19 protein-coding genes are annotated in these 18953 nt (G+C 38.5%); 15 read left to right on the forward strand and 4 right to left on the reverse strand.

Annotation, left to right across the window (positions count from 1 at the left end; genetic code table 11):
* Window positions 1-115 precede the first annotated feature (115 nt).
* From MKY06_RS09935 to MKY06_RS09945, 3 genes are all read left to right on the forward strand, one after another.
* Window positions 116-448: a metal-sensitive transcriptional regulator gene (locus tag MKY06_RS09935; protein ID WP_013056612.1), complete on the forward strand. Its 333-nt coding sequence runs from the start codon at window positions 116-118 to the stop codon at window positions 446-448.
* A 14-nt stretch (window positions 449-462) separates the two neighbouring features.
* A complete protein-coding gene (gene copZ / locus MKY06_RS09940) occupies window positions 463-669 on the forward strand; it encodes a copper chaperone CopZ (protein ID WP_013056613.1) in 207 nt (68 codons plus the stop codon).
* Window positions 670-754: 85 nt separating this feature from the next.
* Window positions 755-3172 (forward strand): heavy metal translocating P-type ATPase, encoded by a 2418-nt coding sequence (locus MKY06_RS09945; RefSeq protein ID WP_289913770.1) that lies wholly within the window; start codon window positions 755-757, stop codon window positions 3170-3172.
* Between the two features lie 138 nt (window positions 3173-3310).
* Here MKY06_RS09945 and MKY06_RS09950 read toward each other — a convergent pair whose 3' ends face one another.
* Window positions 3311-3739: a hypothetical protein gene (locus MKY06_RS09950; protein ID WP_098278126.1), complete on the reverse strand. Its 429-nt coding sequence runs from the start codon at window positions 3737-3739 to the stop codon at window positions 3311-3313.
* Between the two features lie 214 nt (window positions 3740-3953).
* On the opposite strand from MKY06_RS09950, the gene MKY06_RS09955 reads away from it, so the two are divergent.
* The 4 genes from MKY06_RS09955 (at window position 3954) to MKY06_RS09970 (ending at window position 7066) form a co-directional block, all read left to right on the forward strand.
* Window positions 3954-4511 (forward strand): YdhK family protein, encoded by a 558-nt coding sequence (locus MKY06_RS09955; RefSeq protein ID WP_057237198.1) that lies wholly within the window; start codon window positions 3954-3956, stop codon window positions 4509-4511.
* 336 nt (window positions 4512-4847) lie between these two features.
* Window positions 4848-6155: an MFS transporter gene (locus MKY06_RS09960; RefSeq protein ID WP_029321275.1), complete on the forward strand. Its 1308-nt coding sequence runs from the start codon at window positions 4848-4850 to the stop codon at window positions 6153-6155.
* A 263-nt stretch (window positions 6156-6418) separates the two neighbouring features.
* A complete protein-coding gene (locus MKY06_RS09965) occupies window positions 6419-6598 on the forward strand; it encodes a hypothetical protein (RefSeq protein ID WP_013056618.1) in 180 nt (59 codons plus the stop codon).
* A 147-nt stretch (window positions 6599-6745) separates the two neighbouring features.
* On the forward strand, window positions 6746-7066 hold the full coding sequence (locus tag MKY06_RS09970) for a 2Fe-2S iron-sulfur cluster-binding protein (RefSeq protein ID WP_013056619.1): 321 nt from the start codon (window positions 6746-6748) through the stop codon (window positions 7064-7066).
* Window positions 7067-7291: 225 nt separating this feature from the next.
* Here the strand turns inward: MKY06_RS09970 and MKY06_RS09975 are convergent, their stop codons facing one another.
* Entirely contained in the window at window positions 7292-7858 is a 567-nt protein-coding gene (locus MKY06_RS09975; RefSeq protein WP_029321277.1) for a peptidoglycan-binding domain-containing protein, read from the reverse strand.
* Between the two features lie 551 nt (window positions 7859-8409).
* Between MKY06_RS09975 and MKY06_RS09980 the strand changes: the two genes are divergently transcribed.
* The 6 genes from MKY06_RS09980 to MKY06_RS10005 all read left to right on the forward strand — a co-directional run bounded on the left by MKY06_RS09980 (window position 8410) and on the right by MKY06_RS10005 (window position 15421).
* Window positions 8410-9402, forward strand: a complete 993-nt coding sequence (locus MKY06_RS09980; RefSeq protein ID WP_013056621.1) for a YibE/F family protein — start codon at window positions 8410-8412, stop codon at window positions 9400-9402.
* The gene (locus MKY06_RS09985) at window positions 9399-10163 is read left to right on the forward strand and encodes a YibE/F family protein (RefSeq protein WP_098278125.1); all 765 of its coding nucleotides are present in this window, start codon (window positions 9399-9401) and stop codon (window positions 10161-10163) included. Before MKY06_RS09980 ends, MKY06_RS09985 begins: the two co-directional genes overlap by 4 nt.
* Window positions 10164-10827: 664 nt before the next feature.
* Window positions 10828-11178, forward strand: a complete 351-nt coding sequence (locus MKY06_RS09990) for an ArsR/SmtB family transcription factor (RefSeq protein WP_013056623.1) — start codon at window positions 10828-10830, stop codon at window positions 11176-11178.
* 15 nt (window positions 11179-11193) lie between these two features.
* Window positions 11194-12492, forward strand: coding sequence for an arsenic transporter (locus MKY06_RS09995; protein ID WP_098278124.1), 1299 nt, complete (start codon window positions 11194-11196; stop codon window positions 12490-12492).
* Window positions 12493-12757: 265 nt separating this feature from the next.
* On the forward strand, window positions 12758-14911 hold the full coding sequence (locus tag MKY06_RS10000) for a DNA topoisomerase III (protein WP_098196404.1): 2154 nt from the start codon (window positions 12758-12760) through the stop codon (window positions 14909-14911).
* A 111-nt stretch (window positions 14912-15022) separates the two neighbouring features.
* Complete coding sequence (locus tag MKY06_RS10005) at window positions 15023-15421, forward strand: PaaI family thioesterase (RefSeq protein ID WP_098278123.1); 399 nt, start codon at window positions 15023-15025, stop codon at window positions 15419-15421.
* Window positions 15422-15425: 4 nt separating this feature from the next.
* On the opposite strand, the gene MKY06_RS10010 is transcribed toward MKY06_RS10005, so the two are convergent.
* Window positions 15426-16055, reverse strand: coding sequence for an NUDIX hydrolase (locus MKY06_RS10010; RefSeq protein ID WP_053487202.1), 630 nt, complete (start codon window positions 16053-16055; stop codon window positions 15426-15428).
* A 135-nt stretch (window positions 16056-16190) separates the two neighbouring features.
* Between MKY06_RS10010 and MKY06_RS10015 the strand changes: the two genes are divergently transcribed.
* Complete coding sequence (locus MKY06_RS10015) at window positions 16191-16880, forward strand: DUF421 domain-containing protein (protein WP_223268947.1); 690 nt, start codon at window positions 16191-16193, stop codon at window positions 16878-16880.
* A 119-nt stretch (window positions 16881-16999) separates the two neighbouring features.
* Window positions 17000-17134, forward strand: a complete 135-nt coding sequence (locus tag MKY06_RS10020) for a hypothetical protein (protein ID WP_255260863.1) — start codon at window positions 17000-17002, stop codon at window positions 17132-17134.
* Window positions 17135-17202: 68 nt separating this feature from the next.
* Here the strand turns inward: MKY06_RS10020 and MKY06_RS10025 are convergent, their stop codons facing one another.
* Entirely contained in the window at window positions 17203-18720 is a 1518-nt protein-coding gene (locus MKY06_RS10025; RefSeq protein ID WP_098278122.1) for a tannase/feruloyl esterase family alpha/beta hydrolase, read from the reverse strand.
* Window positions 18721-18953: the final 233 nt, after the last annotated feature.

Below are 18953 nucleotides of genomic sequence, written 5' to 3' on the forward strand. Positions count from 1 at the left end.
GATATAAGCATAGCTGGTGAAATTGGTGAAAAGATAAAGTAAGCAGAAGCGAGCTTTTTTCTTTACATAGGGTAGGGGGGTATAGTATCATGAAGTTATGAAGGGAGGATGTTAGATGGTCGAAGCGAATCACATGAATAGTGAAGAAAAATGTTGTACGATAAATAGTGAAAGAAAAAGTCACCATTCTCCAGAAGTGAAAAAAAATCTAACAAGCCGATTAAATCGAATTGAAGGACAAATTCGAGGAATTAAAGGATTAATTGAAAAAGATACGTATTGTGACGACGTGATTACTCAAATCGCAGCTGCGCAGTCTGCTTTAAATAGTGTAAGTAAAATTTTGCTTGAAGGCCACTTGAAGCATTGCATTGTAGAACGTGTGCAAGATGGTGATGAAGAAGTAGTGGATGAATTATTAACAACCATTAAACGATTAATGAAATAAAGGAGATGCTAGAAATGGAAAACGTAACATTATCAGTAAAAGGAATGTCTTGCGGTCATTGTGTCAAAGCTGTTGAAGGCGGCGTAGGCGAACTTAATGGCGTTAAAAGCGTAGAAGTAAGCTTAGAAGATGCAAAAGTAACGGTTGCATTTGATCCAAGTCAAGTAACGGTCGAAGATATTAAAGAGGCTATTGATGACCAAGGTTATGACGTAGCATAAACAGCATCGCGTGCGAATACCTTCGCACGCTTGATTTAGGAAAAATATATACCCCTTATAGGTATATAACGGGAGGCGAAACGTGATGGGTGATAAACAAAAAGAAGCCACCTTGCAAATTACAGGTATGACATGTGCAGCGTGTTCTAACCGAATTGAAAAAGGATTAAAAAAAATAGAAGGTGTAAAAGAAGCAAACGTGAATTTGGCTTTGGAAAGATCTACTATCGTATTTGATCCGTCTAAAACAAGTCCACAGGCCTTTGAAGAAAAAATCGAAAAGCTTGGGTACGGAGTTGTAAGTGAAAAAGCCGAATTTGCTATTACGGGCATGACGTGCGCCGCTTGTTCGACTCGTATTGAAAAAGGGTTAAACAAATTAGAAGGCGTGACAAAGGCAAGTGTTAACCTTGCTTTAGAAACGGCTTCTGTTGAATATAGCCCTTCTCAAATAGCTCCGCAAGATATAGCACAGCGAGTTGAAAAGCTTGGATACGGAGCAAAGTTAAAGTCGGAAGAAAAAGAAGAAGAGCAAAGCTATAGAGAAAAAGAACTGAGTAAACAAAAAGGAAAGTTTTGGTTTTCATTTATTTTAAGCGTACCGTTATTATGGGCAATGGTTAGCCATTTTACGTTTACGTCGTTTATTCCTTTGCCTCATATGCTGATGAATCCATGGGTTCAGCTTGCTTTAGCTACGCCTGTTCAATTCGTGGTAGGGAAGCAATTTTATGTAGGCGCATTTAAAGCTCTTCGTAACAAAAGCGCCAACATGGATGTTTTAGTAGCATTAGGCACAAGCGCAGCTTATTTCTACAGTTTATACTCTTCTCTTAAATCGCTTGGGTCATCTGCTCATACGGATCAGCTTTACTATGAAACGAGCGCTATATTAATTACGCTGATTCTTTTAGGAAAGTTATTTGAAGCAAACGCCAAAGGCCGTTCTTCAGAAGCGATAAAAAAAATGATGGGCTTACAAGCTAAAACGGCCGTTGTAGTAAGAGACGGAGCGGAAGTTGAAATACCAGTGGAAGAAGTGCAAAAAGGTGAAGTTATTTTTATTAAACCTGGTGAAAAAGTACCAGTAGACGGAGAGATTATTGAAGGGCAATCGGCCTTAGATGAGTCCATGCTGACAGGTGAAAGCGTACCGGTAGATAAAAACGTTGGAGATAAAGTAATCGGAGCTACACTCAATAAAAATGGTTTTCTAAAAATAAAAGCTACGAACATTGGAAAAGAGACGGCGCTTGCGCAAATTATTAAAGTAGTAGAAGAAGCGCAAGGGTCTAAAGCGCCTATTCAGCGATTAGCTGACTATATTTCGGGTATATTCGTGCCAATTGTAGTTGGAATTGCACTTCTTACTTTCTTTGTTTGGTATATTTGGATTGCGCCTGGCGAATTTGCGCAGGCTTTAGAGAAGCTTATTGCTGTACTAGTGATTGCATGTCCATGCGCGTTAGGCTTAGCTACTCCAACTTCCATTATGGCGGGGTCGGGCCGCGCAGCAGAATTTGGTATTTTATTCAAAGGCGGCGAGCATTTAGAAGCAACGCATAAAATCGATACGATTCTTTTAGATAAAACGGGAACTGTGACAAATGGAACCCCCGAGTTAACCGATGTGCGTATTGCACAAGGATACAAAGGAAATGAGCTATTACAGTTAGTTGCATCGGCTGAGCGTTTATCAGAGCACCCTCTAGCTCAAGCACTCGTAGCAGGTATAAAAAATAAAGGTATAGAGATTCAAGACCCGTTATCTTTTGAAGCTATTCCAGGGTATGGAGTAAAAGCAACTGTACAAGAGCGAGAGCTGTTAGTGGGAACAAGAAAGCTTATGAACCAGTATAAAGTGAATATTGATACAGCCTTAGAAGAAATGACAAATTTAGAACAAGAAGGAAAAACAGCCATGCTCGTTGCTCTTGACGGAAAATATGCCGGCATGCTTGCTGTTGCAGATACCATTAAAGCAACTTCTAAAGAAGCAGTTTCCAGGTTAAAAGAAATGGGCTTAGAAGTGATGATGATTACGGGGGATAATCGTCAAACAGCTCAGGCTATTGCGATGCAAGCGGGTATTGAGCATGTTATAGCAGAAGTGTTGCCAGAAGGAAAAGCAGAAGAAGTGAAAAAGCTTCAGCAGCAAGGTAAAAAAGTCGCAATGGTAGGAGACGGTATTAACGATGCTCCTGCACTTGCGTTAGCTGATATTGGAATGGCCATCGGAACAGGAACGGATGTAGCGATGGAAGCCGCTGATATTACGCTGATGCGAGGAGACTTGATGAGCATTGCAGATGCGATTGAAATGAGTAGAAAAACGATTTCTAATATTAAGCAAAACTTATTCTGGGCAATGGGCTACAACACGCTTGGTATTCCAATTGCAGCAGTTGGGCTGTTAGCCCCTTGGGTCGCTGGAGCCGCGATGGCCTTTAGTTCTGTATCGGTTGTATTAAATGCACTGCGATTGCAGAGAGTGAGGCCATAAGATATGAAAAAGTGGATCGTCTCAGCTATTTTGTACGTGCTCGCAGTCATAGCAGTATATGCTGTGTGGGCAATATAAACTAAAAAATATTGGAGTCATCGAGCCATTCTCGGTGAAAGTGATCTAAAAGCAAAGCTGCTAAAGAATATTCTTTAGCAGCTTTGTTAGGTGCAAGGAATTTTTTTGATTCAATTCATACCCTTTAAGATGAAGGTCTTCTAGATGCTTTTGCTGAGCAATTAATACATCACGTCCATCATCCATAATCCAAATGAAATAATGACGGCTAGAACCATCTCCATAGGTAATGGTCATTTTGCAATCGATGCTCCCAGCAGATTCTTCATCTAAGAGAATTTTCATATGCTGTGCCTTTTTTATACTATTGGTGAATGCATTCATATCTTGTTCATCGATAAATGTTTTGAGCGTTTTCATTTTAATGGACGTTACTTCTATCTTTTGTACGCTAGATGAGAGCGCGGAGTGTGCGAAAGCAAAGGGGGCTCCCATCACCAAGCTAACTGCAAGTAAGAGTGAGGATAGAGCAAAGCGTATTTTTAGCATGTTTCTTTCCTCCTTTTATTTTTATACTTTTTCCTTGTGGTAAGTGTTTCATACGAAGGCCTTTTTTAGGCACAGGAATTTTTCGTACCCAATTACCTTCATCTTCACAAAATCTGCACAAAGTCTGGCTACAATAAAGAAAAGGATATCGATCATTTCCATAGATTAGAGAGTTCTTTAACAAAAATTTATAATGTAGAAAAGAGGGACTGTTATGAAAAAACAGCTATTTATTCTTGGTGCATCTGTCATTATTGGACTAAGCGGATGCGGAAACGATTCTAGTCATGAAAAGCCTTCAACTGACAAAAACGAATCCATGCACGATCACTCAGAGATGAATCACTCTAGTTCAGGAGAGGTTCCAAAAGGATTAAAGCAAGCTGAGAATCCAACATATAAAGTTGGAGATAAAGCCGTTATAAAAGCAGATCATATGAAAGGCATGAACGGGGCTGAAGCAACGATTGTTGGTGCTTACGACACTACGGCCTATACTGTTTCGTATACGCCAAAGACTGGCGGCAAAAAAGTAAAAAATCATAAGTGGGTTATTCAAGAAGAAATAAAAGATGCGGGTAACGAACAGTTAAAGCCAGGTAGCGAAGTGACGATTGAAGCAGATCATATGAAAGGTATGAAAGGGGCAAAAGCAACGATTGATTCAGCCGAAAAAACAACGGTGTATATGGTAGACTACAAACCGACTACAGGCGGAGAGAAAGTAAAAAATCACAAATGGGTAACCGAAAGTGAACTTTCAACCAAATAGACTGTTAGCGAAAAAAGAGGCTGGTACAAAAGTATTTTAGGTGAAGGAAGGTCCGAACGATGAATCGAGATTCTTGATTGAGAATCCAACTCGTTCGGATTTTTTCATTGTTATGGTGAACGCAGGTTTCATGTAGGTAGTGGCTTCTAGCTGTAGTTTGGATTGATTTAGTTATGACTCAATCTCTTTTTGTTTGCTTCTTGTTTTATGTTTTATAATGATGAATTTCTGACATGATGTATGAAGAAAACGCATGTTTCTTTCAAAAGAAGTTGCGGTATTAAGTAGAATGCTACGGTAATAAAACGAACAAACTACTGATGAAAGGAGCTAGCTATGAGTGAACATACAGTAAAGCGAACAGGACGCACACGATGGTTCATTTCATCTTTGTTAAGCAGTATGATTATTTTAAACTATTTTGATCGTGTAGCGGTGTCAGTAGCCGCTCCTGCAATACAAGATGCATTTCACTTAACAGGAACAGAGCTCGGAATTGTCTTTTCTATTTATACGTATTCTTATACGATCATGCAAATACCTGCCGGAAGCTTGCTTGATCGGTTCGGAGTAGCTTGGGTGACAAGAGTCGGTATGGTGATTTGGAGTTTATTAACGATGTCGATGGCTTTTTTGCAAGGAAAACTTCTTCTCTATATTGTCCGGTTTTTAATAGGAATAATGAGTGCTTCCGCATTTCCGGCAGCATCAAAAGCTACGTCGCTATGGTTTCCTCCAAACGAAAGAAGCTTACCAAATTCTTTGTTTGATTCAGCGGCCAAATTTTCAAATGTACTTGGCGCGCCTCTTGTAGCGTTTCTCATCACCAAATTTGATTGGCGCACAGCATTTTTATCCATTGGAATTATAAACGTGCTGTTTACGCTGCTGTTTTGGTTTTATTACGAAAAGCCAGAAAAGCATAGACGTATATCAGATGATGAGTTGAAGTATATTCAAGAAAATAATCTAAATGCAAACGATGAGCAAACATCAAAATTTTTACATACCTTAAAAGTATTATTTACGAATCGAAAAGTTTGGGGGCTCATGATTGGGTTTACAGGCTATGGATATACGTTTAATTTACTGTTAACGTGGCTGCCAACTTTTTTAAAAGAAAAATACGGTATGGATATCATGTCATCGGGTCTGCTTACGGCAGTACCTTGGCTAATTGCTACATTTGCTGGCATTTTAGTTGGCGGCTGGCTTGTTGATTACCTTATAAAAAAAGGGTATAACAGTCAAAATGTATATCGTACGATCATTGTAGTAGGGTTATGCTTAGGGTTTGTGTTTTTAGGCTCTATTTTCACCGATAATGTCGTCGTAGCGATGATTTGTATTTCGATTGGACTGGCAGGTATATCTGCAACGGCACCAATCGGCTGGTCTATTTCTGCTGAAATTGCGCCTGCAGGCTCTATTTCTCTTCTCAGTTCTATTGTTAATTTAGCTAATAATTTATTTGGTGGAATTATAGCTACAGCTTTAACGGGATATCTTTTAGATAAAACTGGTTCTTTTAATCTAAGCTTTATTGTAGCGGGAACTGTATTGTTGCTAGGCTTAATTTTTTATATTTATGTGCTTGGAGATATTAAACAAATTAAAATTCCAAAAAAACAACATATAAAGTAAAAAGCTCGAGACAAAAGTAGTGCAGGTAAAGTCAGACACGAACTATTTATCATGAATGGATGAATAGTTCGTGTTTTTTATGATCATGGTGAATTTGTTTGTCTGAAATTTAAGATAGGTGCGTATTTTAAAATAGAATTGTTAGTATAGCATGTTCTTAAAAAGGTTAAGCTGGTTTTTATGAAGAAATTCTGTGTCTATTTTTGTGATTTCAGCAGAAGTAGATATGAACCGCACTATAAAAAATAGAAAGGCAGAGGAACATGGATCACAAAGAAAGTGAAAACAACACTGAGTTAAAACAAAGCCACTCATTAAAGGAGCCTCAACGCGTAGAATTATCTAAGTATCAAATTTTAAAAGCACTGATACCTGTTATTATACTTGGGATTGTCGTTTTAGTTGCCGTATTACAAAATGATGGTCTTCTTAATTGGATCTAGGCATGCAAAAGGGGCCTGTAACGTACAAACAAGCGTCGCAATCAGTAGAAATAATGGATTGTAACTTATTTAGGCATGCAATAAAAAGAAACTGCATATAGTGTAATTTAAATCGCTTGTACACAGTAGAGGGAAAGAGGGAGATACATGCCAAGAGTAACCGTTTTAGGACACGGAAGTTTTGAAGTGGAAAAAGGAAAAAAGCTTGTCTTGGCACTTGAAGACAATGGTATAAATATTCTTCATCGGTGCGGCGGGAAAGCCAAATGCACAACTTGCAGGGTAGAAGTGCTCGAAGGTGAATATTGTGATTTAACACACGCGGAGAAAAATGCATACTCAGAAAGTTCAATTGAAGATCACTTGCGCTTATCATGTCAAATTCGTGTAAATGAAGATATCACCGTTCGACCAATACTAACGGTAGAGAGCTCAGGACGAGAAGCAGGACCTCGACCCGCAGAGTAGTCATGTAATTGCAAAAAGCAGCGCGTGGAATGTTTACATGCTGCTTTTTGTATTTTTACCTAAAAAAATAACAAGAACAGCGACGGGGAGTAACAGCTGTTCTTGTTCAAGTAAAATACCTACGGAATGATTCCTTTAAATTTTAGCATTCTGTAAGGCGGGCAGTAAATCACTCAAAAGAGTGATTATAAAGGTTTTTTTGCGAACCGTTATTTGTAAATAGATTTAATTGGATGCTTCAATCACATCTCCATTTTTGTAAATATGATACCACCCTATGGTACCTGATCCTCCTTGATCCATCCAGTCTTTATTTTTTGCTACGAATCTATAGTAAGCTTTATCGTTGTTATCTTTCCGTAAGCGGTCGTCTGTACTGAAAACAATGTTGTCACCGAGTTCTTTTTTACCGAATGTAATAGCCGTGCTGACAGGAAATTGCTTTCTTTCTACCTTGTTCTCATCTAAAGCTGCCCATGTTAAGGGGCCAACAATACCATCTGAAGACAAGCGGTGATCGGTTTGAAATTCTTTTACTACATTTTGCGTTTGCGTACCGAAAATTCCATCAACTGATGTGTTATACTTCACATCCTTTAAGCTTTGCTGTAAATCTCTTACGTAGCTAGAGTGAGAACCTTTACGAAGCGTAGGCCTCGTTTCTGCTTTAGCCTCAATTTTTTTTGAGTAGGCATCTTTAGCAGCTGCTTCAGTAGTTGGAGTGCTGAATGCTACGCATGTTGTTACAAGTGTAAGAGTAGAAAGCATGACAAGTGTTTTTTTCGTTAACATGAAATAACCTCCTTGTTTTTAGCAACTATTTGTCGCTTTTCATGAGTTTTATAACTAATCAGTAGCTATAAAGTCAATTTATTATAGCGCAGACAGTTTTCTATTTGTTTTTATATTCCTATGATTATATAAGATAGTCATAAAAAACTAGTGAAGTAGATAAATCGTTCTATGTTTTCACTATAATTTCACTTTTCTCTGATACAGTACGGAATGAAAAATAGCATGTGGAGTGTCTTGCATGATCATAGTGTGTTTTGCTGTATAGCGCCCATAATAAATAAACGAATGAAAAGACTGCAAAGGGTCTTAGATCTCTTTGCAGTCTCTTCATGTTCAAGAGCTCTGCGTTCAAATAATAACCAGAAAGGAATTATGTGATGTCACCTCTGTATTTCCAGCATATAAGGAATCTTTTTTCGAAGCAAAAGTTTAATAAATTATCGCGTAAACAAATCTTTCTCTATATACTAGGAATTTGCTGTTTGTGTATAGCGCTAATAGTAACAAACCACAATTATTCGCTTTATAAAAAACCGATAGCGGAGGTAGTGAAGACGAATGTTGTAGAACAACATAAATCTACTGATTTAAATCATAATAAAGATACCGTGTATTCTCAGGAAATTGTTGCTAAAATCATGAACGGAAAATATAAAGGAAGGCTTATCCATTTAGAGAATACGTACTCATACTCAGGTGCTTATGATCAAAAGTACACTGTCGGAACAGATCTTTTTGTCTCCTTAGAAAAGAATTCACAGCATGCTTTAAGCGGCACGATTGAAGGAGTGAAGCGGGACAAGCAGGTTACCGCTGTCGCAGGCTTATTTATACTGATTTTGCTGGCGATTGGAAAAAAACAAGGTTTTTATTCAATTATCAGCTTACTTATTAATATTGTTCTTTTAATCGGAGCCTTAAATGTATATCTAGCACTAGGGAATGTGAGCTTGCTAGCTGTATGTATTGTTGCGGTCGTTCTTTTTACGGTTATTTCTTTATTATTAGTAAGCGGTAATCAAGAAAAAACGCATGTAGCAATTATTTCAACTTTAATAGGTACGTTTATTTCTCTGTTAATTGCATACATCGTTATGCAGCTAACAGATTCTAATGGTCTTCATTATGAAGGAATGGAGTTTGTGACGATTCCTCCTCAAAAAATATTTATGAGTGAGGTACTAATTGGATCTTTAGGAGCTGTCATGGATGTAGCTATTACGATTACTTCTTCTGTCTATGAACTATATGAAAAGAATAAAGAGATAGCGCACAAAGACTTACTAAAATCGGGCAAGGAAATTGGCGGAGACATCATGGGAGCCATGACGAATATTTTATTTTTTTCATATATAAGTGGAACAATTCCAATGGTTCTTCTTTATTTAAAAAACGGCTCTCCTTTAGGATACACGTTTTCGATGAATTTTTCGTTAGAGTTAATCCGTGCTCTTACTGGCAGTATTGGCATTGTGCTAACGATTCCAATTACACTCTATCTTTCGATTCTTTTTATTTTTAGGAAGGGGAACAGAAAGTGAACGTTTTACTATTGCTTGCTCTTATTTTATTTATTTTGATGAGTATTGTGGGCGGAAAAAAAGGGGTTAGATCGTTCCTTGCTTTGTTCTTGAATTTTGGCGTTATTTTTCTAACCATTCTCTTTATGCTGTCTATAAAAAATACGATTATTGTTACGTTAATCGCTTGTACAATCATTAGCTGCATTAATTTATTTTATATTAATAAATTCAATCATAAAACGCTTGCTGCGTTTGTTTCAACGATTATTACCTTAGCCGTTTTAGTACTCTTTATTTTTATCATTGAACATCATGCCATGATTCAAGGGTTTGGAGAAGAACAAGAAGAAGAAATTAACGCTTTTTCACTTTACGTTGGAATTGACTTTGCTAAAATAGCCATTTGTACCATTATTATGGGAGCCATAGGAGCAATCATTGATATTTCGCTATCTATTTCATCTTCTATGAATGAATTATTTGTTCATGATCCGTCCGTAACTAAAAAAAATCTCTTCAATTCAGGATTGAAAATCGGAAGAGATATTTTAGGCACCACAACCAATACACTGTATTTTGCATTTGTAGGAGGATATTTAACTTTAATTATATGGTTTAAGAGATTGTCGTATTCGTTTGGAGATATTATCAATTCAAAAACCTTTTGTGCAGAAGTCATTTCTATCTTAAGCGGAGGCATTGGTGTAGCCATTATTATTCCAATTACTTCGTGGATTAGTGCCTCTATTTTTTTGCAAAAAAGAGAAAAAGCGAAGTAAGTTCTGAAATAAGCGGATTAATTAAAAAGAGGCCGGGACATAACTAAATGAATCCAACCTAAAGATGAACAAATGAGATACATGAGCTGAACCGCTTATGACACCGCAGTTGATTTCCGTGCAAGGCTTTGCTTTCCGCGGGTGGGCGATGAGCCTACTCGTCGCTTGCGCTCCTACGGGGTCTCATCTGTCCCGCTTTTCCCGCAGGAGTCTTCGCCTTGCCCTTCAATCAACTGCTAGAAGGAACGAAACAGATGAAGCAGTATTCACCATAACCAAAAAAACGAACCACTCATCGAACATGTTGATCAATGGTTCGTTTTTTACTTGGGCTAAAATACTTTTGTCCCAGCCTCTTTTTGTGACAAAGTTTAAATGAAAAGACAGCTTAACGAGAATTCATGAATTTCAAAAAGATAAGACAGGAAAAAGGACAGTTGGGGCAGCTGACAGGATGAATCTTATGATGAAAATTGTCAACTATATAAATTACATCTATTAAAAAATAGCCTAAGAATCAGACCTAGTTATTATTCTTCATAGTTCATCCATTGCATTTTGCTAGAAGAGTTGTAAATAATATATAAATCAATTATAGTAATGAGCATTAATACATAAGCACATTATTATCTATCAACTGAAAGGGAGTAGGAGGTATTCATTAATGAGCACAAAATCTATAGATAGTATTGAAAAGGCAGCCCAAATCTTAAAATTATTGGGAGATAAAACAAGGCTTTCGATGGTGAAATTAATAGAGAACAATGAATGCTGTGTGTGTGAGTTCGTAGATATCTATCAAGCTAGCCAACCTTCAATTAGTCAACATTTACGAAAATTAAGAGATGCTGAGCTTGTGAAGGAAAGAAGAAAAGGGCAATGGGTTTTTTATTCTCTTAATAAAGAAAGCCAGTACTATGAGTTTGTTCTGGGCATACTTGAATCTGTACCAAGTCAGGACGAACGTTTAAAAGAGCTGGAAAAACAAGGACTGCGTATTAGTTGTTGTGAATAATTGGAGGTTTAAAAAGTGGCATCAGTTGTACTAGCATCATTGATTTTTTTAGTAACATTAATTTTTGTCATTTGGCAGCCGAAAAATTTATCAATCGGCTGGTCGGCTTGCGGGGGAGCTATGATTGCTTTACTGGCAGGCGTTGTTGATTTTCAAGACGTTCTTGAGGTAACCAGCATTGTGTGGAATGCGACTCTTACGTTTATTGCTATTATTATTATTTCTTTAATTTTAGATGAAATTGGTTTCTTTGAATGGGCAGCGCTTCATATGGCTAGAGCTGCAGGAGGGAATGGCGTGCGTATGTTTGTCTACGTATCTCTTCTTGGAGCCGTTGTAGCAGCGCTATTTGCTAATGACGGAGCAGCGTTGATTTTAACACCCATTGTACTAGCCATGGTTCGGGCATTAAAGTTCGACGATAAAATGGTTTTTCCGTTTATCATCGCAAGTGGATTTATTGCAGATACAACGTCGCTGCCGCTTGTTGTTAGTAACTTAGTGAATATCGTATCGGCCGACTTCTTTGGTATTAGCTTTTCTGAATTTGCATCCCGCATGATTGTTCCAGATTTGGTTTCTCTGTTTGCGAGTATTATGGTCTTGTATGTGTATTTCCGCAAAAGAATCCCTAAGAAATACAATGTAGCAGATTTGCAGAAGCCAGTGGATGCCATCAAAGATGAAAAGATGTTCCGGCTATCCGGAATTGTCTTAGTTTTGTTAGTACTAGGCTATTTAATTGGAGAATTCTTTAGCGTCCCTGTTTCGATCATCGCAGGTATTATCGCTATCCTATTTTTGATGATGGCAAAAAAAAGCCGAGCGGTTCATACAAAAAAAGTGCTAAAGGGAGCTCCATGGGCGATTGTCTTTTTCTCTATCGGCATGTATGTCGTTGTATACGGCTTGCGTAATGCTGGTTTAACAGAAATTCTGGCTGACGTGATCCAAGCAACAGCCAGCCATGGACTGTGTGCAGCAACAATTGGTATGGGATTCACTGCGGCTATTCTTTCATCGATTATGAACAATATGCCAACCGTTATGATTGATGCACTGGCAATCGATGCAACACACGCAGCCGGAACGATCAAGGAAGCGCTCATTTATGCAAATGTTATTGGATCAGATTTAGGCCCGAAGATTACCCCAATAGGCTCTTTAGCGACGCTTTTATGGCTTCATGTTCTGTCAACAAAAGGCGTGAAAATTTCCTGGGGAACGTATCTTAAAACGGGTATTATTTTAACGATTCCGACCTTGTTTATTACGCTTGTTGGTTTGTATATTTGGTTGGTGATTATTTCATAACGCGTGCTAAAGGAGATTTGTTTTAGTCGATATGATAATGGCTGTTGCCAGAAAAATTGAGATGTGTATCGAAGCTGTAGAAAATGATCTACAGCTTTTTTTTTGAAAAGGTATAACGGACAGCGACACGTTTTTAAAATGAGATACGTATTTCTCATCTAAGCTACTTTTCTCCTCATTCATACTCCAACAGCTCTTTCTATGATAAAATAATAAAACTGACTAAGTTTCACATGGAAATTTGAAATGTAAGGTGATTAGATACATGAAGTTAATTATTGCAGAAAAGCCGGATCAAGGATCGACGCTCGCTTCACAGTTTAAGCCGAAGCGTCACGACGGCTATTTAGAGATTCCACCGAATGAAGTGTTTACAGACGGAGCATATGTAACGTGGGCAGTGGGGCATTTATGTCAGCTTGTGAGTCCGGAAGATTATAAGCCGGAGTGGAAAAAGTGGTCAATTGACACGCTGCCGATGATTCCAGACCGTTTTCAATATGAAGTGACGCGCTCAAAAGCGAAGCAGTTTCAAGTGGTAAAAAAGCTGCTTAAAAAGCCCACGGTCACAGAAATTATACATGCGGGAGATGCTGGGCGTGAAGGGGAATTAATCGTTCGTAATATCATTCAGCTGTCAGGTGTGCATAAGCCGATGAAGCGATTGTGGATTTCTTCTTTAACGCCAAAAGCCATTTATGATGGGTTTCAACAGTTAAAAGACGAAAGCGATACGCGTAACCTTTATTATGAAGCATATACAAGAGCATGTGCAGATTGGGTCGTTGGGATGAATGCTTCACGGGTGTATAGCATTTTGTTAAAAAAGCATGGCATGTCAGATGTTTTTTCAGCAGGAAGAGTGCAGACGCCAACGCTTGCTTTGATCGTGAAGCGTGAAAAAGAAATTGATAACTTTAAATCAGAGCCTTTTTGGGAAGTGCTTGCTAAGTTTGATATTGAAGGAAAGAAGTATGAAGGCAAATGGCATCAAGACGGAGAATCGCGTCTTAAAGAAAAAGAAATGGCCTATAAAATTGCTCAGTTTTGCGAAGGAAAAGACGCGGAAGTTCATGAACTCGTAACGGAGCGAAAAGAGTTCCAGCCGCCGTTATTATTTAACCTATCATCACTTCAAGCAACGGCGAATAAAGCGTTTAAGTTTTCTCCTAAAAAGACGCTTGATGTGCTGCAAGGGCTGTATCAGAAAGGAATTGTTTCTTATCCAAGATCAGACTCAAACTACGTAACAGAAGGAGAAGCGGAAACGTTTCCTGAGATTTTAGAAAAGCTGAGTGCTTTTTCTGAATATGAACATTTATTTCCGCTGCCTTACGCTTCAATCCTAGGAAATAAACGCTATGTAAATGCAAAAAAAGTGAGCGATCACTATGCGATTATTCCAACGGAACAAGTGAAGGACCCCAGCAAACTGTCAGGAGACGAACAGAAAATTTACGACTTAGTCGTAAGACGTCTAATTGCGGCACACTACGAAAAAGCGATTTTCGACTATACAACGATTACGACACTAGTGGAAAAGCGAGCAGCTTTTATTTCAAAAGGAAAGCAGCAAATCCAAGAAGGCTGGCGCAAAGTAATTTTTCAAAATGAGAAAGATGACGACGTTATTCTTCCGAATGTCCAAGAAGGCGAAGAAGGAAAAGTTATTAAAGTAGACGTAAAAGAAGGTAAAACACAGCCTCCAAAACGCTACACCGAAGGTCAGTTGATTACACTGATGAAGACAGCAGGCAAGCATTTGGATAATGACGAGCTGGAGAAAATTTTAGCAAAATCAGAAGGCTTAGGGACGGAAGCAACTCGCGCTGGAATCATTACAATGCTTAAAGATCGTAAATATATTGATGTGAAAAAAAACCAAGTATTTGCGACTGATAAAGGAAAGGTATTGATTGACGCGATTGGCGATAAAATTTTAGCTTCTCCAGAAATGACGGCTAAATGGGAGCAGCGTCTAGCTGAAATTGGAGAAGGAACAGCATCGGCCGCTGCCTTTATGGAACAAACAAAGAAGCTGTCAGCTAAAATTATCGAAGACGCTGTCGAAGCAGAAAGCAAGTGGAACTTCAGCGGATACGATACTGAATCCATTCAGCGAAAAGGTAATGGAAAAGGTAAAGGTTTTTCTTCTAAATCGTTTGGTTCATGTAAGCTTTGCGACGGAAAAGTAGTTGATAAAGGCTCATTTTACGGATGCTCAAACTATGCAAAAACAAAATGCACGTTTACCGTATCGAAAAAGATTTTAGGTAAAACAGTTACGCAGGCTAATTTAAAAAAGCTGTTAAGCGAAGGACAAACAGATTTAATTGAAGGCTTTAAAAAAGGCGATAAAACCTTTAATGCCAAGTTAGAATGGAAAGAAAACAAAGTGCAGTTTTTATTTGAAAAATAGAGGAATAAAAAGCGTTTGCTAAAGAGCAAGCGCTTTTTGTATATAAAAACAGGAGTTTTCCAGCTTTTCTAGAATTTCTTACATAGTTTATTTATGTAAAGGATGAGATTGATGAAACGAACGAGTAAAGGGATGATTCCGTTTTGGGATTATATTGGCATTGAAGAAACGCTGTTTGAAAAAGGGTATGCAGAGTTGAAAATTACGATTCAACCGCAGCTTCTGCAAGGAAGAGGAACGGTTCATGGAGGCGTTATTGCCACGCTTATCGACGCGGCGGTTGGTTCGGCTGTGCGATCTTCTCTTTCTGAGGAGGAAAGCGCCAGTACAGTTGAGTTAAAAGTAAATTACACAAGGCCGGGTATAGGTGATTATTTAGTTGCAAAGTCTACACTGTCTCATCGCGGCAAAACGCTTGCAGTTGGAGAAGTGAAAATTGAAGACAGCAGCGGTAAACTTGTTGCGCTTGGCAGTGCAACATATATGATTTTTTCAGTAGAAAAAGCTTAGGGTTCTAAGCTTTTTCTGCTGAATGCAGCTGTTGCCTAATGAATGAAATAATCGTTTCATAGTAAGCTTTGGGATGAGGAGCAAATTCACTTTTATGTGCTGTACGGTGAATTGGCTCTTTTTTATTTGTTATCCCTTCAATGATCAGTTCTGTTTGATTTCCAAGCCACAGTTCGCAAAAGTGAGAAAAAGGCGCTTTTACAAGTGCTGATACTTCTTCTTGCTGCAACGTAAAAGCAGTGAGCAGATGAGAGCTGTGGTATAAAAATACGTGTGCAAATTCTTTATCAACATAGTGCGGCTGAGATACTTCGTATTTAAAGACATCTAAAGGAAGCAGTTCATCAAATGAAATGTTTACACCAAGTTCCTCGTGAATTTCTCTTATTCCGTCCACAGCGGTTTCTGTATGAAGCAAATGTCCGGCAGCTGTGATATCAAGCGCACCGGGATAATCTTGTTTTTGTTCGCTTCGAATTTGAAAATAAATATAGTCTGTATCATTTTCACGGCTGACAAACCAGCAGTGAAACGCTTCGTGCCAATAGCCTTTTTCATGAACTTCTTTGCGAGACGCTGTTCCTATGCGCTGCTGTTGGTCGTTAAATACGGTTAACACTTCATCGTTCATCATAAAACCCCCATTTGCTTCCTACTTCTTTCTACTCTAACCTGTCGTGAAAGGTATGTAAATAATGGAAGATGAAAAAACGTGTTCATACATAAAAATAAGTACAAGATAAAGGATACATCAATTTTAGTAAAGAAGGTGCATGCGTTGAATCATTGGATGGAAGTAGTACTTCGTTCAGTGCTGATTTTACTTGGCTTGTTTTTTATCACAAAGCTGTTGGGGAAAAAACAGTTATCCAAACTTTCTTTTTTTGAATATATCGTTGGCATTACAATTGGAGATATTGCAGGAACAATTTCAATGGATGTAGATTTACAGGCAAGTCACGGGGTAGTCGCAATTTTAGTGTGGGCATCGTTTCTTATTTTTGTATCAAACGTATCGTTAAAAAGTATAAGCTTTCGAAAAGCGGTGGAAGGGACAACAACGATCCTCATTAAAGAAGGAAAAATTCTTGAGGAAAATGTAAAAAAAGAAAAATATACAGTAGATGAGCTCATGGAGCAGCTTCGAAAAAAAGACATCTTTTATGTGGAAGACGTAGCTTTTGCCATGCTCGAAACCAACGGCGAATTAAGCGTGCTGTTAAAGAAAGAAAAGCAAAACGTTACGAGAGAAGATTTATTAATAAAAGGAGAGGCGACACGATTACCTCAAACGATTATCATGGATGGAAATATAATGAAAGAAGCGGTTCATGAGCTGGGATATAGCGTAGCGTGGGTTAAAGAACAGCTCAAAAAGAAAGGTGCTGCAGCCGATAAGGTATTTTTAGGTCAAGCAGACTCAGCAGGTCATTTGTATCTTGATTATTATGAAGACTGAGGCTGAGAGAAAAGTATTTTAGCCCAAGTGAAAAACGAACCATTAATCAACATGTCTGATTAGTGGTTCGTTTTTTGTGATTGCGAATATAGTTTTATCTGTTTCGTTCCTTCTAGCAGTTGATTGGAGGGCAAGGCGAAGAATCTTGCGGGAAAAGCGGAACAGATGAGACCCCCCAGGAGCGCAAGCAACGAGGAGGCTCAGCGACCGCCCGCGGAAAGCGAAGCTTTGCACGGAAATCAACTGCGGTGTAATAAGCAGTCCAGCTCATGTAGCTCATTTGTTCGTCTTTAGGTTGGATTCATTTAGTTATGTTTCAACCTCAGCGTGGATCTACTTCTTGTCCGGATTTTATATCCATTACTTTAAGGCTATTTTGAGGTGCTTTAATATCTTTACTTGCAGGTGCAGCTTTTTTATTTTCCACCCAGTCTACTAACAAATCAAAAGATTGATGGGCATATGGAAGCAGGGGCTGAAGCTCTTGATTTGGATCCGTTTGTTTATTCCATACTAAGCTGTCAACGTGATTTCCGTTTTTAACGGTATAAAGACGATGAAGATTTGCCTTGCCAGCTTTTTTAACGAGTTTTTCATAGCCTTCCGCGTGAATAGACGGGAAGATAAGTGAATCGAGAGAGCCCGCCATACTGATAAGAGGTACATCGATATCGCCTGTATTTTCTACTTTTGCTACATTTTCTTTTACACTTTTTGGACGGGTTTGATAGCGATAATTTTCAAAGATATAATCCCATGAGCGATCACGTAAACCTGCTGAAGTAAAGTTTAAATAGTTGTGCCAGTTTGTTCTTCCGGGAGCAGTTGGATCAAAGTGATCACGGTAAATGTTTAATGTGACCGACCAGTACACTTGATCATGGTAATTCCACAATTTTTCTGATCCTTTCGGAAGACCTGCTTTATACATTTGTTTAATGGCTTTTTTCTGCTCTTTTCCCGTTCCGTACAGCGCTTCTTCTGCGTTGTTGACAACAGGTGTTAGTGAGCTAATTAAATTTGGTGCTTTTGAACTCCATAATACGCCTTCCCAATCGACGCCTCCATCAAATAAACGAGGCTCTTTTGTTTGCTTTGGATCATCGTGCTCAAGTGCGTATCTGACGACGTATCCACCGTTTGAAATGCCAATTGCATACGTTGGTACTTTATGATCGTTTCGAATCAAATCGCTTGCAGGATTTTTTCGGTTGGACGGGTTGATTAGCTTGTCTGAATAATGAGTAGTCAAGTATTGCTGGGCAGCTTTTGTCAGTTGACGATAGCGCATATTCCATTCTGCTACGCTGTCGTCATCGTTAGCGAGTGCATTTTTTACTTTAGCAAAAGGATCGTTAGGGTCACTTTCTCCTTGCGTTCCTTTATCGGTGGCTGCAAATGCATAGCCTTTTTTAAGAACGTAATCGCTGAATAATAAATCGGTGGACGTTTCGTTGCGCGTGGCAGGAATGCCGGCTATCACAAGTTTTCCGTTCCAGTTATCAGGAACACGGATGACGAACTGAGCGTCTTCAAAAATGCCATTTACTTGCGTTCCTTTGACCTCAGCGGGCTGATTGATTCGATACCAGCCCGATCCATCTTCAGGTTTCCCCCAGTTATAAGGAGTAAGCCCAATATTGCCATAGAGCGTAGCCTGCTGATATTGAGTGGGGTTTTTAGTGGTGAGCCAATTCCCGTTCGCTCCGTCGAAATAGGTTTCTGCCGACTGATCAGCATTTGGAATTACATCTGTTTTGTTAGAAGCTTCAGCAAGAGATCCTGAAGCTGAAAAACAAAGAGCAGCAGAAAAAGTAAGCGCTATCATTTTTCGTTTCACGTTTCTTCCTCCTCATAAAAATACTACATACCTTTTAAACAAATTCCATAAAAAAGAAAAATCTCCTGTTTTAAAATCAGTTTGGAGGAAAGTTTTTTCATTTGTTTCTAAGCTGTTTTTGTCTAACAAACAGGTAAACTGCATCCAATTCTCTAGTTTCTTTTTAAGCTGCTTATATTATAATGAAACAAGGATTAAAAAAGACAGGGTAAAACAATCGATTAAATAAGTAT

The sequence above is a fragment of the Priestia sp. FSL P4-0332 genome (assembly GCF_038005845.1).
GTDB lineage: Bacteria > Bacillota > Bacilli > Bacillales > Bacillaceae_H > Priestia.

Coding starts and splice junctions, on each gene's coding strand:
- MKY06_RS10005 (WP_098278123.1), top strand. CDS start 15,023: ATGAAACGAACGAGTAAAGGGATGATTCCGTTTTGGGATTATATTGGC.
- MKY06_RS09990 (WP_013056623.1), top strand. CDS start 10,828: ATGAGCACAAAATCTATAGATAGTATTGAAAAGGCAGCCCAAATCTTA.
- MKY06_RS10010 (WP_053487202.1), bottom strand. CDS start 16,055: ATGATGAACGATGAAGTGTTAACCGTATTTAACGACCAACAGCAGCGC.
- MKY06_RS09935 (WP_013056612.1), top strand. CDS start 116: ATGGTCGAAGCGAATCACATGAATAGTGAAGAAAAATGTTGTACGATA.
- MKY06_RS09975 (WP_029321277.1), bottom strand. CDS start 7,858: ATGTTAACGAAAAAAACACTTGTCATGCTTTCTACTCTTACACTTGTA.
- MKY06_RS10000 (WP_098196404.1), top strand. CDS start 12,758: ATGAAGTTAATTATTGCAGAAAAGCCGGATCAAGGATCGACGCTCGCT.
- MKY06_RS09960 (WP_029321275.1), top strand. CDS start 4,848: ATGAGTGAACATACAGTAAAGCGAACAGGACGCACACGATGGTTCATT.
- MKY06_RS09945 (WP_289913770.1), top strand. CDS start 755: ATGGGTGATAAACAAAAAGAAGCCACCTTGCAAATTACAGGTATGACA.
- MKY06_RS09955 (WP_057237198.1), top strand. CDS start 3,954: ATGAAAAAACAGCTATTTATTCTTGGTGCATCTGTCATTATTGGACTA.
- MKY06_RS09970 (WP_013056619.1), top strand. CDS start 6,746: ATGCCAAGAGTAACCGTTTTAGGACACGGAAGTTTTGAAGTGGAAAAA.
- MKY06_RS09965 (WP_013056618.1), top strand. CDS start 6,419: ATGGATCACAAAGAAAGTGAAAACAACACTGAGTTAAAACAAAGCCAC.
- MKY06_RS09950 (WP_098278126.1), bottom strand. CDS start 3,739: ATGCTAAAAATACGCTTTGCTCTATCCTCACTCTTACTTGCAGTTAGC.
- copZ (WP_013056613.1), top strand. CDS start 463: ATGGAAAACGTAACATTATCAGTAAAAGGAATGTCTTGCGGTCATTGT.